This window comes from Streptomyces sp. NPDC020379, assembly GCF_044387105.1.
Classification (GTDB): domain Bacteria; phylum Actinomycetota; class Actinomycetes; order Streptomycetales; family Streptomycetaceae; genus Streptomyces.
In genome coordinates this window covers 157,908-173,266 of the sequence record NZ_JBIRVR010000015.1, presented here as the reverse complement: position 1 = coordinate 173,266, position 15,359 = coordinate 157,908, and the positions used below count along the sequence as shown (strand labels likewise).

Sequence of the window (15,359 nt, the reverse complement as noted above, 5' to 3'; positions counted from 1 at the left end):
AGACTCCGTGAAATCCAGTACCGCAGCGAAATCATCGACGGCTGCCTCACCGGAACCGGACTCACCCTCACGACACCACACCAACAAAGTCAGTAACGACCTGGACAATGAATCCCAGTTGGCCCACGTGGACGCCCTGATCTACGGCAGGTCCTACCTGGCGGTGGGCGTGGGCGATGACGGGGCCCCGCTGCTGTCGGTGGAATCGCCGCAGCACATGAGCGTGGACTACGACGTCCGTACCCGCACCCTGCGCGCAGCCTTGCGCTTGGTGTCCGCTGGTTCCCAGCGATCGGCGACGCTCTACCTGCCCGACCAGACCGTCTACCTGGAAGGCTCCGGGACCGGCTGGTCGGTGACCGACCGCCGACCGCATCAGCTCGGCGTCGTCCCGGTCGTCCGCCTCGCCAACCGCCAGAGGACTGCCGACCGCGCAGGCTCCTCCGAGATCACCGAGGAGGTGCGCGCCCTCACCGACGCCGCGTGCCGAACTCTCCTCGGCCAAGAGGTCGCTAGAGAATTCTTTGCCGCCCCGCAACGCTACGTACTGGGCGCGTCGGAAGGCTCGTTCCAGGGGCCGGACGGCACCCAGCGGAGCGCGTGGGAGACCTACATAGGCCGCTACCTCGCGCTGGAGCGCGACGAGGACGGCGCGGTCCCCGAGGTCGGGCAGTTCCCCGCCTACGACCCGGCCGTCTACGGCCGCATCATCGACACGTACGCCCGCCTCATGGCTGGGGCGACCGCGCTACCCGCGCACATGCTCGGCTATACCACCGACAACCCCGCGTCGGCGGAGGCCATCCGCTCCTCGGAGGCCCGGTTGATCAAGAAGGCCGAGCGTCGGCAGCGGGCTTTCTCCGCCCCCTGGTCGCAGGCTATGCGCCTGGCCCTACGGCTGACCGGCGCCGAGCAGGTGCCGGTGGTCGAGGTGCAGTGGCGCGACGCCGCTACCCCCACGGTGGCCGCGCAGGCGGACGCCACGACGAAGCTGGTGTCCGCGGGCATCCTGCCGGCGGAGTCCGAGGTCACCCTTGAACGTGCCGGGATCGACCGTGCCCAGCGCCTGCGGATCGTCCACGACCGCCGCCGCGCCGCCGGGAACGCCGTACTTGAGGACCTGGCCCGCACCTTCACCACCGATGGCCCCCGGCCGGACCAGGCGGAGGCAGCGTGACGAAGGTCCGCGCCCTGGCCCTGATCCACCGGCGCCAGCAAACCGCGCTCCTACGGCTGATGCGGACCGAGTTCGACGCCGCGCGGCGACGCTACGACGCCGCACCGGCCGGCGCCCGGACCGAGCAGGCGTGGACAGCCACCCTCGCCCACCTGGTCCACCGGTTCGGCACTGCCTCCGCCTCGCTGGCCGCCGAGTCCTATGAACAGATGCGCCGCGCCGCAGGCCACCGGACCCCGTTCACCGTGCTGGTTGCCGACCCCCCGCCGCTGGCCCAGATCGCCGCCGCCCGCCGGTGGGCAGCGAACGAGGCCCGGAGGGCCGCCGACCGGGCAGAGGCGGCAGAGCGGAAGGCCGGGGCCGACGAAGCCACGGCCGCCGCCGCCCGCACCGCTCCCGACCTGCTCCGCAAAGCCCACGACCGCGAGGCCGCCGCGATGCAACGCCTAGCCGCACTGCCCGGCCGCCGCACCATCGAAAAGGCCACCCGCATGGACCCGGCCGCCCTCGGCTGGGCCCGGATCACCGAGGGCCCGTGCTGCTCGTTCTGCGCCGTCCTGATCCTGCGCGGCCCGGTCTACGCCAACCGGCAAAGCGCGGAGACCACGGTCGGCGGCGACCCGTACCACGACCGGTGCGACTGCACGGCCGAACCGGTCTTCAAAGGCCAGAGGTGGACGCCCACGCCCGAGGCCGCCGAGTGGGAAGCCCTCTACAACTCCGCCACGCGCGGCGTCTACGGCGCCGACATCCTCCGCGCCTTCCGCCGTGCCTTCGACGCCGAACACCGCCAGCGCGAGCCGGCGGACGTCACCGCCGCGCCCATGTCCACCTAAGGCGTGTCCGGCGGGTCGTGGGGATCAAGTCGCTGTCGTTGCTGGTCAAGCTAAGGCCAGGAGCTGATCGTTTCATCACACCCATTCGGATGGTGCGATGCTTGCGCACGTTGCTGCGTAGCCAAGCCTGGCGTTGTACAGCTTCCAATCGGCAGTGCATGAAAGGAAGATCGTGCAACGTCACTCTCTCCGCAGCGTAGCCGTCGCCGTTGGGACCGCCGTGCTTATCGGGCTCGCAGCCCCGGCAGCCAGCGCCAGTCCCCTTCCGTCCGAGGTCGGCTCAACCGTGTCCGGCTTGGGTCAAACTGGTGGGGAAGTCCCATCGGCGGTATCTGGCCTCCTCCAGCAGCTCCAGAAGCCCGGCAGCCCCATCGGCACGCTCCTCAACGCACTGTTCGGCTAGCCGAAGTCACTGTGGCGCGTGCTGGGCTGTCCGGCCTGCCGTCGCCGGAGTCATAGCCGGATCGCTGCCAGGGTGAGTGCGCCATGAAAGACGTAGGCCCCTTTGGCGTATCTCGTTGCCACAGCTCGGGAGCTCTTGAACGCGTTGATCGTCCGTTCGCCTCGTTCTTGCGCGCGTGCTGTGAAGGGGTGAACCTGTGGGTCGGCCGCCGTGACTGCCACGGCTCTGGCGGTTGGCCCGCTGGTTCCTGCGTTCCGGAATGGTGTGCTTGATCTGCTGGCGGCGTAGGTGCCACCGGTTGCGGCGGGAGTTCTCAGCGGGACCTTATCCATCCGGGCGAGCCCCGCCCCACCTATCCGGGCGACCGGCCCGGCCGCTACCCAGCGCACGGCTCCTACGTTCAGGGCGCGCCAATCGGTATCCGGCTACGGAGTGATCACGACTCCGCACAGGCCCTAAAAGTGTCCTGAAGATCTTGAAAATGCCCCCACCTTGCCCCAGTTCATGTCGATTGATATTTGCTGACAATCCGTGGCGCGTCGGGTGGCCAGAGCAAGATCTTCATCAGTCTTCTAATGCTGGCTGCTCCCGCTCCCCCCCCTGCTCACGAGTCCCGTCACCTCTGTGGCGGGCCTCTCGCACGCCCAGAGGTACCCCCGCGATGACTCACCCCGAACCGCCCGCCGCAGCGGAGACCGCCGACCCGCAGGAACGTTCCGCCCAGCCGTGGGAGGACCCGGCCGCCGCACGCACGGAGATCGAACGGCTTACCGCCGAACTCGCCGCCCGCGCCGCCAAGGTCGCCGAGCTGGAACCGGCCGCCGCCGAACTGCACCAGATGCGCGAGGTGGGCAAGTCCGACTCCCAGCGACTGGCCGAACGGGCCGAGGCCGCCGAACGGCTCGCCGACCAGGCCCGCGCGGAACTGGTCCGCGCGCAGGTCGCCCACGCCAAGGGCCTGACCCCCGGGCAGGCCGCACGGCTGATCGGCACGACCCGCGAGGAGCTGGAGGCGGACGCCGACGCCTTCCTGTCCGACCTAACGCCCGTCGCCGATGCGAACCCCGGCCGGCCCCTGATGCAGCCGGACCCCACTCAGGGTTCCTCCGGCCAGCGGGCAGCAGCCGACCCGGCACAGATGTTCGCCGGAATCCTCCACAACTCCCTGCACCACTAAGGACGTTCGCTCATCTCTACCGCCGTCGCCCCCATCCAGACCGGAAGCATCCCCGCCCAGCTCCTCCCCCCGGAGATCACCGGGCCGATCTTCACCAAGGCGGTGGAGAACTCGGCCGTCATGCAGCTCGCCCGTAAGGTCCCTCTGCCCCTCAATTCCTCGACCGCCATCCCCGTTCCTGGCGACGTCCCCATGGCCGACTGGGTGGACGAAGGCGGCGCGAAGCCGCTGGGTACCAGCGGTATCGGCATGCGCAAGATGCGGGGCAAGAAGGTCGCCGTCCTCGTTGCCGTGTCGCATGAGGTCGCCATGACCAACGCGGCCGGCTTGTACGAACAGCTCCAGCACGATCTACCCACCGCGCTGGGCCGCGCCTTCGACCGCGCGGCCATCCACGGCAAGACCATGAGCGGCGCACGGGGCCCGTTCGAGGACTACCTGACCGCCACCCCGAACACCATGGCCCTGGGGACAACTGCCCAGGCCAAGGGCGGCATTTACGCCGACGTGGTCACCGGCACCAAGCTTGTCGCCGCCGCCGGCCATGACACCACCGGTTTCATCGCAGACCCGCTGCTGAAGCCCGAAATGCAGCTCGCCACCGACACCACCGGCAGGCCCATCTTCGTACAGGACCCGGCCGGCCCGGGAACCGTCTCACGCGGCACCCTTATCGGCTACCCCATCGCCTACAACCGGGGCGTGGGCGGCAAGCTGGCCCGGCAGTCCACGACCACTGATACCGGCCTCCGCGCGATCGCTGGTGACTGGGACCAGGCCATTTACGGCTCGGGCATGGACATCACGATCAAGACCACCGACGTGGGCACCTACGTCGACGCGGACGGGCACGTCCATTCGGCCTTCCAGGAGAACTTGATCCTTCTGCTGGCCGAGGCACATTTCGGTTTCGCGATCGGCGATACGAGCGCCTTCGTGACCTACACCGCCCCCGGCAGCACCCCCACGCCGCCCAAGAGCTAGCGCGCGGAGCAGGCGAAAGGCGGTGATCCGTCATCGCCACCGTCACACCGCAAGACCTCGCCGACATCCTCGGCCAAGACGTGCAGGACGACCGCGCCCGGCTGATCATCGCCCAGGCCGATGCCCTGTGCCGGGCGGTCGTCACTCCGCTGCCGGAAGGCGCCGGAGCCGTCGTTCTCTCCGTCGCCGCCCGCACCTACGCAAATCCCATGGGGCTCAGCGCGGAGACGATCGGCCCGTACCAGGTGCAGCGACCTGCCAGTCAGGCCGGACTCTTCCTGACACGCGACGAACGCCGTTCCCTGCGGCTCATGGCGGGGCGGGGTGGCGCGTTCACCGTGAACCCCACTCCGGCCGACGCCGGCCCCCCACCGGGCTACCCCGGCTCCTGGGGCATGCCGTGGTGGTACGAGTGATCGCCCTACCGCCACCAGCGTTCGGCGAGGTCGTCACCGTGCTGCGGCCCGGCCCTGCCGTGCTCGACATCTACGGCAACGACACCCCCGGCAGCGACCACGAGCACCCCCTTCACGGGTGCGTCGTCGCCCCCGCGCCCGGGACCGAAACGCTCGGCGGACAGAACACGGTCACCGACCGCGTCGTGATCTACGCCCCCGCTGGCTCCGACGTCCGCCCCACCGACCGACTCCGCGTCCGCGGCGTCGTGTTCACCGTCCACGGACCAGCGGAGGTCTTCCGGTCCCCACTGACCGGCACCCACGCAGGCGTGCAGATCGCCGCCCAGTGCGTCACTGGCTGAACCCCACCCGGGCGGCCCGACGAAAGTAGAGGTGACGTGGCTGCACCGAAGGTGAAGATCAACCGGTCAGGTATCCGCCAGCTCCTCAACTCCTCCATGATCACGGCCGCATTGGTGTCGCACGCGGAGGAGATCAAGGCGGTGGCCGAAGCTACCGCCCCGGTGGACTCCGGCACCTACAAGGCGTCGTTCGAGGTGTGGGCCCGGCGCCGGATGGGCGTGCGCAAAGACCGCACGGGCGCCGTGGTGCTGAACACCGCGCGCCACGCCCGGTTCGTGGAGTATGGAGGTGACGGCGCCCCGGCACATCACATCCTTCTACGGGCCGCAACCAGCCGCCGGGACATGTGATGTGGCCGGATGCCGAAGCCGCGTTGATCGCCTGGCTCACACCACGCCTGGGCGTCCGGGTGTGCACCGACGCCCCCGCCGACCTGGACCACGCCGTCCCCCTCCTGCGCCTCCAGCGGATCGGGGGCGGCGACGACGGGTTCCGCGTCGACCTGGCCGTGGTCGATATCGACGCCTTCGCCGCAACCAGGGCCCAGGCCGCCGACTTGGCCGCCCGTACCCGTGACGCGCTCCTGGGCAACCTGCCCGGGGCTATCGCGCCGATGGCCGCCGCGGTGTTCACCGCCGCCTCTACCGTCTCCGCCCCGGCTTGGCGCGCGTGGGAGAACCCGGCCGTGACGCGGATCGGCGCCACCTACGCGATCCGCCTGCACCGGCACCCCTGAACTACCGCTGCGCCCCGCCTCCCCACCTTGGCGGCGGCCTGCCCTTTCGAAGGAAGACCCCTCTTGATTCAGATCACCCGTGCGGCCGACCTGGCCATGGTCGGCGCGAACGGCGGCGGTTGGGTCGCGCCGGAAGGCACCGCCGGCCCGATCGCCCTCGGCGTCCCCGCCGCCCCCTGGGCGGGCCTGGGCGCCATCTCCGACGACGGACTCAAATACGGCATCGACGAGGACTCGAAGGAGTTCACCCCATGGGGCGTGACCTCCGCTTTCCGTACCCAGGTCACCAAGTCGGTGCGGACTTTCGGCGTGACGATGTGGGAAACGAAGAGCCCTGTCGTCAAGAGTTTGATGTTCCGCATCCCCGCCGCTGACCTCGCCCCCGGCCCTGACGGTGTGGCCAAGTTCGCGGAGACCGCATCCCCGTCGCCCGACCGTCGGTCGTTCTACTTCATCGTGGCCGACGGCGACTCGCTCGAAGGTTTCTACGTGCCGTCGGGCGAGGTCACCGACCGGTCGGATGTCCAGTACAAAGGCGAGGACATGGTGGGCTACGAGGTGAAGATCACCGCTTACCCGGACGCGGCGAACAACACCGTGTACCACCAGTTCACGGCGAAGGCCCCGGTCGTGCCGAAGGATCTGCCGACCACCAAGAGCTGACCCGCCCCGGCGGTCCGCGCCCGCTTCTCCTTCTCACACCACCCTGGCTCAGCCGGCTGAACCTCTAAGGACCCATGACCGTGACCACGACCGCCCCGTCCACGACCAACCGCGCCACGACGGGGCAGGAGACCGACGCCACCACCGACTACGTGCCGGTGGAGCTGGCCGGCTACCCCGTGCGCGCCCTGCCCTCGCAGCGCTGGCGCGCCTCCCACCTGCGCGCCCTGAATTCCGGTGACCTCGACCGCTTCGCCGAAGGCGTGCTTCACCCTGACGACGTCGACGCCTGGTACGAGGGCGACCCGACGCAGGACGAGATCGGCGAGTGGGTCGCGCAGGTCGCCGAGACCAGCGGCGAGGCGCTGGGAAAGTCCAGTGGACGCACCAGGTCCTCGAAGAGCACGCGGAAGCGGTAGAAGCGGATCTTCGCCGCTACTACCCCGGTACGGACCTGTTGGACCTGCACAGGGGCCGTCTCACCTGGCGGCAGGTACGCGTGATGATCGAGCACCTGCCACCCGAGGCAGCGACCATGACCGCCCTGCGCAACAACGCGGCGCTGGCCGACCTCGACGCGCAGACCGAGGGCGCCGATCCGTCGCGGGGCCGCTGGTCACAGACTGATCTGCTCCTCGCGCAGACCATCGACGCGGTCAATCGCCTCACGCACTACTACGCCCTGGTCAACACCAGCGGCGGCAAGCGGCCAGACCCGCCCTCACCGGTCCCGCGTCCCGGCGTTCCCCGCACCCGAGAACACCGCCCGCGCATGAGTGATGCGGCGGCGCAGACGCTGTTGCAGATCATCAACGGCACCCCCGACCCCGCGTAACGCCCGCCTGATCGGCGGCCACTCCCGAACGTAAGGAGGGCCGCCGTGGCGATCGTCGTCGGCTCCGTCGAGGTCCAGGTCATCCCCAACACTCGGGGAATCGGCCAGCGTCTGCGGACCGCACTTGCCGAACCGGCCACGAGTGCCGGGCAGGAAGCCGGACGCCTAGCTGGCCGCGCCTTCACGCAGGCCATGACCGCCGGGGTCGGCGGCGGCGCACAGATCGGCACCACCCTCGGCCGCGACATCGCCGCCGCGCTCGTTCCCGCGATCCGCAACGCCATCCCCGACGCCGTCCGGCAGGGCGGCACCCGGGCCCGCCGCGACGCCACCCGCGAAGGCAGCGAGACCGGCGGGGCGTTCGCCCGGTCGCTGAAGACCCGGCTCGAAGCCGCGTTCCGGACGCTGCCGAAGATCACCATCGGCGCGGACACCGACGAGGCCGATGCCGATCTTCAGGCCCTGCGGGTGCGCATGGAGGCCCTGGCCGGCAAGACGGTCGGAGTCGATATCGACGCGACGGCGGCCCGTGCAGAGGCGGAGGCCCTGGAAGCCGAGCTTCTGCGCCTGGGCGCCGCACACCCGGACGTCACGGTCCGCGCGGACACCGCCGCTGCCCGTGCCCACCTTGCCGCGGTCCGCGAGGAGATCGACCGCATCACCGCCCGGCCTGGCGTCATCCGCCTGGAGACCGACGGCGGTTTCGGCGGGCGCCTGCGGGCCCAGGTCCAGGCCGCGCAGGCCGCGTTGCCCGAGATCAACATCAGCGCGGACACCGCCCCTGCCCGCGCCGAGCTGGCCGCACTGCGCGCCCAGCTCACCACGCTTGCCACGGCCCGGATCGGCATCGATGTCGACGCCGGCGCGGCCATGGCGCAGATCGACACGGTCCAGGCCCGGCTGGCCGCCCTGTCCGCGTCGGATGCGGACATCGACGTCAGGGTCGACGCCGCGCAGGCATCCGCCGCCCTCGCCGCCGTCCGCGCGCAGGCCGACGCCCTCGACGGCAAGCGCATCGACTTCGATTTCTCCCCGGCCCTCCTGGGGACGCTGGGCCTGACCCTCGCCCTGGCCGGTCTCGCCGCCGTCCCGGGCGCGGAGATCCTCGCCGGGCAGGTCGCCGGCCTCGCCGCCGCAACCGTCGTCGCCGCCTCCGGCTTCGCTGTCCTTGGTGCCGTCGCGGCTCCGGCGATCATCGGCATTGCCCAGGCCCTCCAGGCCAAGAAAGCGGCGGAGGACGCGGCTACGCAGGCCAGCGACAACGGCGCTCGAGCCGCCACCGCGGCCACCCAGCGCGCCGCCCAGCAGGAGAGTGCCGTTCGCGCGCTGGCCGCGGCCCAGCGCAACGCCGCCGACCAGATCGCCGCCGCACACCGGCAGGTCGCCCAGGCCGAAGACGGCGTCCGCCGCGCCGAACAGCAGCTCACCCGCGCCCAGGACGACGAGCGCCGCGCACAGCAGGCCCTGACCAGCGCCCGCGCGGACGCCGTCCGGCAGCTGGAGGACCTGACCGACCAGCTCGCCGACTCCGCCCTGAACGAGCGGGCGGCCACCCTGCGCTTGACGCAGGCCAAGCAGGACCTCGCCAAGGTCCGCGCCGACCCGGCTGCCTCGCAACTGGAGCGGGATCAGGCCCAACTCACCTACGACCAGGCCGTGCAGGGCCTGAAGGAACAGTCCCTCGCGCACAAGCGCCTGGAGGCCGACACCCGCAAGGCGAACGCCGCCGGCGTCGACGGCGCGGACGGGGTCCGGCGCGCACAGGACGCCGCAGCCCAGGCCCACGAACGGGTTGCCGATCAGGCCCGCGCCGTTGCTGACGCACAGGCCGGGGTCGGCGACGCCGTCCGGAATGTGGCCAAGGCCCAGGCCGCAGCGGCGGACGCCATTGCGAACGCCGAGCGGCAGGTGGCCGCCGCGCAGATGCAGACCGCCGACGCCACGTCGGCAGCCGACACTGCCGCACAGAAGTACCGCCGTGCGCTCGATGCCCTGTCGCCCTCGGCCCGCGACACCTTCGATGCCTTCGTTGCGCTGAAGAGCGCGTTCAAGGACTGGTCCGCCGCCCTTCAGCCGGAGGTGATGCCGCTTTTCACCCGCGGCCTCAACGGCGCGCGCGCATCCCTGCCCGCGTTCACGCCGCTGGTGCGGGAAGCGGCAGCCGGTACCCGGGAGCTGATGGACGCCACTGCGGCGGACTTCAAAACCCCTTTCTGGAACCGCTTTCGCGATGACCTGACGCACGCCATCCGGCCTGCCATCCGCAACACCGGGATCGCCCTCGGGTACTTCTTCAAGGGCTTTGCCGGCGCCCTGGACGCGGCCCTTCCCCACACGGAAAGCTTCACTCAGCGCCTGGTCGATCAGGCGAAACGGTTCTCTGAATGGGGAGACCGCCTCCGCGACTCACCCGGCTTCGCCGCCTTCCTCGCGCGAATTCGCGAGAACGGGCCGATAGTTGGCGGAATCCTCCGGGATATCGGCACGACGCTGGGCAACGTCTGGACGGCGATGGCGCCGATGTCCGGCGTCACGCTGCTGTTCGTCGGTGACCTTGCCCGCCTCGTCTCCCTGGTCCCGCCGGGAGTCCTGGAGGCCATCGGGGTTGCGTTGATCACTGTCAGCCTCGGCCTGCGAGCCGTCGCGCTGGCGGAATGGCTGGTCAACGGGGCTACGGCCGCGCTGGCGCTCCTCGTGCAGGCCACGCCCATCGGCTGGACGATGGACGTGATCCTGCTGGTGATCGGCGCCCTCGTCGCCTTGGGTCTGGCCGTCGTCTACCTCTGGCAGCGGTTCGGCTGGTTCCGCGACGGGGTGATGGCGGTCTGGGACGCCATCAAGGCGGCCTGCCTGGTCGCCTGGACGACGGTCATTCAGCCGGTGTTCGGCTGGATCGTCGGCATCGTGATGGGGCAGGTGGTCCCGGCCTTCATGTGGCTGTGGAACTCCACGCTGTCCCCTTTTTTTGCCTGGATATCGGTCCAGTTTTCAACTATCTGGGCGACGGTCATTCAGCCGGCGTTCTCCTGGCTCGCCGACGTCATCATGGTCCGCGTCGCGCCGGCCGTCCTGTGGCTTTGGCAAAACGCGTTCCTTCCTGCGTTTCAGATGATCGGGCAGGTTGTGTCCGCCGTCTGGTTCGGGGTGCTTCAGCCGGTCCTTCTGGCTTTGTGGTCGGTGATCGCGAACACCTTGTTCCCGATCGTTCGCGACTTCGCCGTGGTCGTTGTCTGGCCGATGTTCCAGTTGATCGGCCAGGTCATCAAAACCGTCTGGCTGGACGTGATTTGGCCGACGCTTCAGTTGTTCTGGTCCTTCATTAAGAACATCCTGTGGCCGGTCATCGTGCTTCTCTACGACGCCGTAGTGAAGCCCACCTTCGACCTGATCGGCGCCGCGATCGTCGTCGCCTGGTCCTACGTCATCAGGCCCGCGGTGGATGCCTTCGCCTGGTTCCTGAAGAACGTGCTCGGGCCCACGATTTCGTGGCTTTACAACAGCATTGTGAAACCGGTTTGGCGGTGGATTTCTGACGCCATCGTGTGGGGCTGGGAAAACGCCATCCAGCCTGCTTTCAGTGCACTGAAGGACGGAATCAGCAGCATTTCCAGCGCCTTTGCTCATGCCAAGGACGGAATTGCTGTTGCTTGGAAGAAGATCGAAGGCGCCACGAAAGATCCGATCAATTTCGTGATCGGGACCGTCTGGAACTCCGGCGTCCTCGACATCTGGAACACGCTGACCGGCTGGATTCCCGGCATCGGTGACAAGCTGAAAATGGAGAAACTCCCTCTCCTTGCTGCCGGCGGTCCGCTCCCTGTCCGCCCCGGCGTTTTCAATCAGCCGACGGCGATCGTCGGCGAGGGCAACCCTCGCTATCCGGAATACGTCATCCCGACCGATCCGCGATACCGGGCGCGCGCCCTGGGCCTCCTCCAAGCCGCAGGCACGCAGATGCTCGCCAAGGGTGGCGTTCTCGGGTCCGCCCTCGACTGGGGCAAGGAAAGCGCCGGTAAGGCGTGGGACTGGACGAGCGACAAGGCCACCAAGGCGTGGCGCGGGGTCAAGGGCGCCGCGGACATGCTGGCCAACCCCGGCCAAGCCATGGATGCCCTGCTGAAGCCGGTGCTCGGAGACCTGGACAGCCTGGACGCGGCGAAGTGGTCGCAGATGATCGGCGAGGTGTTCCGGACGCCGGTCACGGGCTTGAAGGACACCGTCACCGACTTCGTGAAGGGCTTCTTCTCCGCAGGCGGAAGCCCGCAGATGGGAGGTGACACCGGCGGTAGCGGGGTCACCCGCTGGACGCCTCAAGTGCTCCAGGCCCTGAGCATGCTCGGGCAGCCGGCCTCTTGGCTCGACACCGTCCTCCGCCGCATGAATGATGAATCGGGCGGAAACCCAGATATTGTCAATACCTGGGATATCAATTGGCAGGACGGTACCCCGTCGGTCGGATTGATGCAGGTAATTGGGCCGACCTTCGACGCGTATGCGGGGCCCTTCCGGGATGTCGGTCCGTTCTTGTATGGAACCTCCGTTAATCCCCTTGCCAATATCTATTCTGGCTTGAATTACGCGCTGCATAGATACGGGTCGCTATCCGCCCTGGATAGGCCAGGCGGCTACGACTCCGGCGGCTATCTGCCCCCGGGTCTGTCCCTCGTTTACAACGGGCTCGGCCGCCCCGAGCCCGTTTTCACCCCCGCCCAGTGGGACCTGATCGCCGACTCCAAGGGGCTCGCCCCCTCGACTGAGACCGGCCCAACCACCGGGGCGGCGCCGGTTATTCACCTGCACGCCGTCCCCGGCATCCCCACCGAGCAGCAGATCGTGTCCGCCCTGAAATTCGCGGACGCCCTGTACGCCTGACCAGTACGGCCCACGCGCCAACTACCCATGACTGAAAGGGGGTTGGTGCGTGAGCTTACTGGCCGCGCTGAATTCCCCGTCCGCGGTCGTCTCCACCGGCGTCCTCCCCGGACCGGAGCACGCCGCAGCCGACGCCCCACCCCGCGTCACTCTGACCACCGGCAACGGCCAAGAGTTCCTTCTGACTGCGGACCTGTCCCACCAAGGGGCCTGCATCGCGATCCTCCCCGGCCCCACCGGCATGGACGCCCCGCCGGTCCAGGCCACCGTCACGGAGTACGCGGGGATGGACGGCGGCCGTGTGGTGAAGACCCGCGCCGCCTCCCGCCGCCTCCAACTGCCGCTCCTGCTGTGGGCGCCCACCCGCCCGGAGCTGCTGGCGCTGAAGCGGCGATTCGTCGCCGCCCTCGTCGCCGAGCGGGGCCCGTGCGTGCTGCGGGTGGCGGAGGCCGACGGCACGGCGCGCAGCATCCGCGTCCACTACACCGGCGGCATGGAAGGAGATGAGGGCAGCGACGGCGCCGGCCTGACCTACGTCCGGTACGGGCTCCAGCTCACCGCCCCCGACCCCTATTGGCACGGAGACGAGCGGGCCGAGACCTTCCGTGTGCACGGCGCGCCTGCGTTCTTCTCCCACCCCGCCGGGTCCTGGACAGTGCTGCTGTCCGACACCATGAACAACCCCTCCGCCTGGACCGGCGGGGCCGGAACGGTCCTCAAAGACCCCCGGGTTACGGACGGCCAGTACACCCGCCTTGCCGCCGGTATCCGGGCGGAGGCGACGACCGCGGTCCCCTATGACGGGACGAGCCTGTACCGGCTGACCGCTCGGGTCCGTCGCAGCAGTGCGGCTGCCGCCGACGCACAGACATCCGTGTCGGTCGGCCTGGTCGGCCTCACCACCGCCGGAGCGCCGGTGCCCGGCGGGGCCCGCTTCATCAGCGCCGCCGACCGTCCACTCGTGGACGCCGACGGGTGGGTGGACGTCATCGGCTACGCCCGGGGACGAGGCCACGGCAACGCCTCCCCGGTGGGCAGCGGGGCCCACCCAATGGAGTTTGACCCCGGGACGGTGCCCGGCGGCACGGCCACCGTGCGAGCGGTCATCCAGGCCGACGGCGCCCCGCTGGATGTCGACCACCTCACCCTGTCCCGCCTCGACCCCGCCACCACCGGTGAGCCGCACATCAGTCCGTTCTTTCCGATGCGGATCGCGCCGAGCGTCATCGGTGACGAGGGTCTGCCGGTTCAAGCCACCACCGACGTGGACGCGTGGCCGGTATGGCGGATCACTGGTCCCCTCGGCCAGCAGGACGCAGGCCAGCCCGTCATCCCCCTACGGCTGGCCAACCGCAGCACCGGCACGGAACTGACCTTGGCCTACGGCATCCCCGCCGGCCGAACGGTCGTGATCGACACCCGCCCCGGCATCAAGGCCGTCTACCTGGAGAACCCCGACGGCACCCGCGGCGAAAACCTCTGGCCCCACCTCGTCGGCCCGGCCTCCCTGTGGCAGCTCGTCCCCGGGGAGAACGTCATCTCCCTCACCGCCACCGGCGCGTCGGAAGAGTCCGCGGTCACCCTGACCTATCAGCCACGACACCTCGGAGCCTGACCCTGCGGCGCTACCGCGTCGACGTCCGCGACGCGGCCCTCCGCCGTGTCGGACAGATCGACTCCTACACCTCCCTGGACGTGATCGTCCGCCACCTCGACGTCGGCGCCTGGACCCTCGTCCTCCCCGCCGACCACCCCCACGCCCACCTCTTCGCCACCGGCGGCCACGGGGTGATGATCTGGTCCGACGACGCTACCGAACCCCTGCTGACCGGACCCCTCACCAGCATCCGCGACAACTGGTCGGCCACCGGCGGAACGCTGACCTTCTCCGGCGTCTGCGACAACGCCGCACTTGCCACCCGCCTCGCCTTCCCCGACCCCACCCGCGCCCCCGACACCGGCAACGGCCGCTACGCCGTCGACTACTGGTCGTCCGCGGGCCCGGCCGGCGACATCATCACCCGCCTCGTCGCCGCCAACGCCGGGCCGACTGCATTGCCGGGCCGACGCGTCCCGGGCCTGGACCCCGGCCCCACCACCGGCCTCGGCGCCCCCACGAAGATCTCTCTGCGCTTCGACACCCTGTTGTCCGCGACACAGACCCTCGCCTCCACCGCCGGCCTGACCGTGCGGGTCACCCAGCCCGACCCCACCACTCCCCGGCTCGCCCTCCAGATCGGCACCACCCGCGACCTGCGCAGCATGATCCGCTTCTCACCCGGGCTGGGGAACCTGTCCTCCTACTCGTACCAGCTCACCGCGCCCCGCACGACGCGCGCCATCATCGCCGCCCAAGGGCAGGGCAAGGACCGCTTCTTCTGGCAATGGGACACCCCCGACGCCGAAGCCGAGTGGGCCCGGGTGGGGGAGACGTTCGTGGACCAGCGCGACACCGCCATCCCGGCGCGACTGGACGCCAGCGACGACCAGTTCCGGTCTCTGCGTACCTCGGCCGCCAACGCCCTCCAGCAGGGCGGAGCGCAAGCCGACCTGTCCCTCGCGCCGATCGACACCGAGCAGTGCCAGTACGGCCGCGACTACCGGACGGGCGACACGGTCACCGTCACCACCACCGCCGGCACTGACCTCGTGTACCCCGTGCGCGAGGTGCACCTGACGGACACGGCGGACGCCAGTTCCGTACAGGCCACCGTCGGCACCGAGGCCGCCACTCAAACCCCGGCCCTCTACACCCAGGTACGACGACTGTGGCAAGCCGTGCACCAGCTCAACACCCGCTATTGAAGTTTCCGTGTAGCCAGATTGCGTGTGGCATCTTAGGTGGGCATCGAGCATGCTCTGAAAAGGTAGCCCGTGGACGCAAATTCATGCAATCGACTGGCAATCGTCCTTCT

The 15,359-nt window shown here is 69.6% G+C and carries 14 protein-coding genes and 1 pseudogene; 14 read left to right on the top strand and 1 reads right to left on the bottom strand.

Going from position 1 to position 15,359, the window contains the following annotated elements; translation table 11 throughout:
* Positions 1-127 precede the first annotated feature (127 nt).
* A complete protein-coding gene (locus tag ACH427_RS20905) occupies positions 128-1,177 on the top strand; it encodes a phage portal protein (RefSeq protein ID WP_398871145.1) in 1,050 nt (349 codons plus the stop codon).
* Positions 1,174-2,013 carry a hypothetical protein gene (locus tag ACH427_RS20900; protein WP_398871116.1) on the top strand — a complete coding sequence of 280 codons (840 nt, stop codon included), beginning with the start codon at positions 1,174-1,176 and terminating at the stop codon, positions 2,011-2,013. Before ACH427_RS20905 ends, ACH427_RS20900 begins: the two co-directional genes overlap by 4 nt.
* 453 nt (positions 2,014-2,466) lie before the next feature.
* On the opposite strand, the pseudogene ACH427_RS20895 reads toward ACH427_RS20900, so the two are convergent.
* A pseudogene (locus tag ACH427_RS20895) lies at positions 2,467-2,734 on the bottom strand (IS5/IS1182 family transposase); the annotation flags it as partial.
* Between the two features lie 343 nt (positions 2,735-3,077).
* On the opposite strand from ACH427_RS20895, the gene ACH427_RS20890 reads away from it, so the two are divergent.
* The 12 genes from ACH427_RS20890 (at position 3,078) to ACH427_RS20835 (ending at position 15,249) form a co-directional block, all read left to right on the top strand.
* A complete protein-coding gene (locus ACH427_RS20890; protein WP_398871113.1) occupies positions 3,078-3,593 on the top strand; it encodes a hypothetical protein in 516 nt (171 codons plus the stop codon).
* 12 nt (positions 3,594-3,605) lie between these two features.
* Positions 3,606-4,577: a phage major capsid protein gene (locus ACH427_RS20885; RefSeq protein ID WP_398871143.1), complete on the top strand. Its 972-nt coding sequence runs from the start codon at positions 3,606-3,608 to the stop codon at positions 4,575-4,577.
* 80 nt (positions 4,578-4,657) lie between these two features.
* Positions 4,658-4,993 carry a hypothetical protein gene (locus ACH427_RS20880; RefSeq protein WP_311613353.1) on the top strand — a complete coding sequence of 112 codons (336 nt, stop codon included), beginning with the start codon at positions 4,658-4,660 and terminating at the stop codon, positions 4,991-4,993.
* Complete coding sequence (locus ACH427_RS20875; protein WP_398871111.1) at positions 4,978-5,337, top strand: hypothetical protein; 360 nt, start codon at positions 4,978-4,980, stop codon at positions 5,335-5,337. Before ACH427_RS20880 ends, ACH427_RS20875 begins: the two co-directional genes overlap by 16 nt.
* A gap of 36 nt (positions 5,338-5,373) precedes the next feature.
* The gene (locus tag ACH427_RS20870) at positions 5,374-5,688 is read left to right on the top strand and encodes an HK97 gp10 family phage protein (RefSeq protein ID WP_311613355.1); all 315 of its coding nucleotides are present in this window, start codon (positions 5,374-5,376) and stop codon (positions 5,686-5,688) included.
* A complete protein-coding gene (locus ACH427_RS20865; protein ID WP_398871109.1) occupies positions 5,688-6,074 on the top strand; it encodes a hypothetical protein in 387 nt (128 codons plus the stop codon). The genes ACH427_RS20870 and ACH427_RS20865 overlap by 1 nt, the downstream gene beginning before the upstream one ends.
* A gap of 63 nt (positions 6,075-6,137) precedes the next feature.
* Positions 6,138-6,737: a phage tail protein gene (locus tag ACH427_RS20860; protein WP_311613357.1), complete on the top strand. Its 600-nt coding sequence runs from the start codon at positions 6,138-6,140 to the stop codon at positions 6,735-6,737.
* A 74-nt stretch (positions 6,738-6,811) separates the two neighbouring features.
* On the top strand, positions 6,812-7,156 hold the full coding sequence (locus tag ACH427_RS20855) for a hypothetical protein (RefSeq protein WP_311613358.1): 345 nt from the start codon (positions 6,812-6,814) through the stop codon (positions 7,154-7,156).
* A gap of 83 nt (positions 7,157-7,239) precedes the next feature.
* Positions 7,240-7,572: a hypothetical protein gene (locus tag ACH427_RS20850; RefSeq protein ID WP_311613359.1), complete on the top strand. Its 333-nt coding sequence runs from the start codon at positions 7,240-7,242 to the stop codon at positions 7,570-7,572.
* A gap of 45 nt (positions 7,573-7,617) precedes the next feature.
* On the top strand, positions 7,618-12,444 hold the full coding sequence (locus ACH427_RS20845; protein ID WP_398871106.1) for a hypothetical protein: 4,827 nt from the start codon (positions 7,618-7,620) through the stop codon (positions 12,442-12,444).
* Positions 12,445-12,493: 49 nt separating this feature from the next.
* Complete coding sequence (locus tag ACH427_RS20840; protein ID WP_398871104.1) at positions 12,494-14,059, top strand: hypothetical protein; 1,566 nt, start codon at positions 12,494-12,496, stop codon at positions 14,057-14,059.
* Positions 13,954-15,249, top strand: a complete 1,296-nt coding sequence (locus ACH427_RS20835) for a siphovirus ReqiPepy6 Gp37-like family protein (protein ID WP_398871102.1) — start codon at positions 13,954-13,956, stop codon at positions 15,247-15,249. Before ACH427_RS20840 ends, ACH427_RS20835 begins: the two co-directional genes overlap by 106 nt.
* Positions 15,250-15,359: the final 110 nt, after the last annotated feature.

Excerpts from the sequence above, each read along its gene's own strand:
- ACH427_RS20890 (WP_398871113.1), top strand. The coding sequence starts at position 3,078 with ATGACTCACCCCGAACCGCCCGCCGCAGCGGAGACCGCCGACCCGCAG.
- ACH427_RS20865 (WP_398871109.1), top strand. The coding sequence starts at position 5,688 with ATGTGGCCGGATGCCGAAGCCGCGTTGATCGCCTGGCTCACACCACGC.
- ACH427_RS20855 (WP_311613358.1), top strand. The coding sequence starts at position 6,812 with ATGACCGTGACCACGACCGCCCCGTCCACGACCAACCGCGCCACGACG.
- ACH427_RS20850 (WP_311613359.1), top strand. The coding sequence starts at position 7,240 with ATGATCGAGCACCTGCCACCCGAGGCAGCGACCATGACCGCCCTGCGC.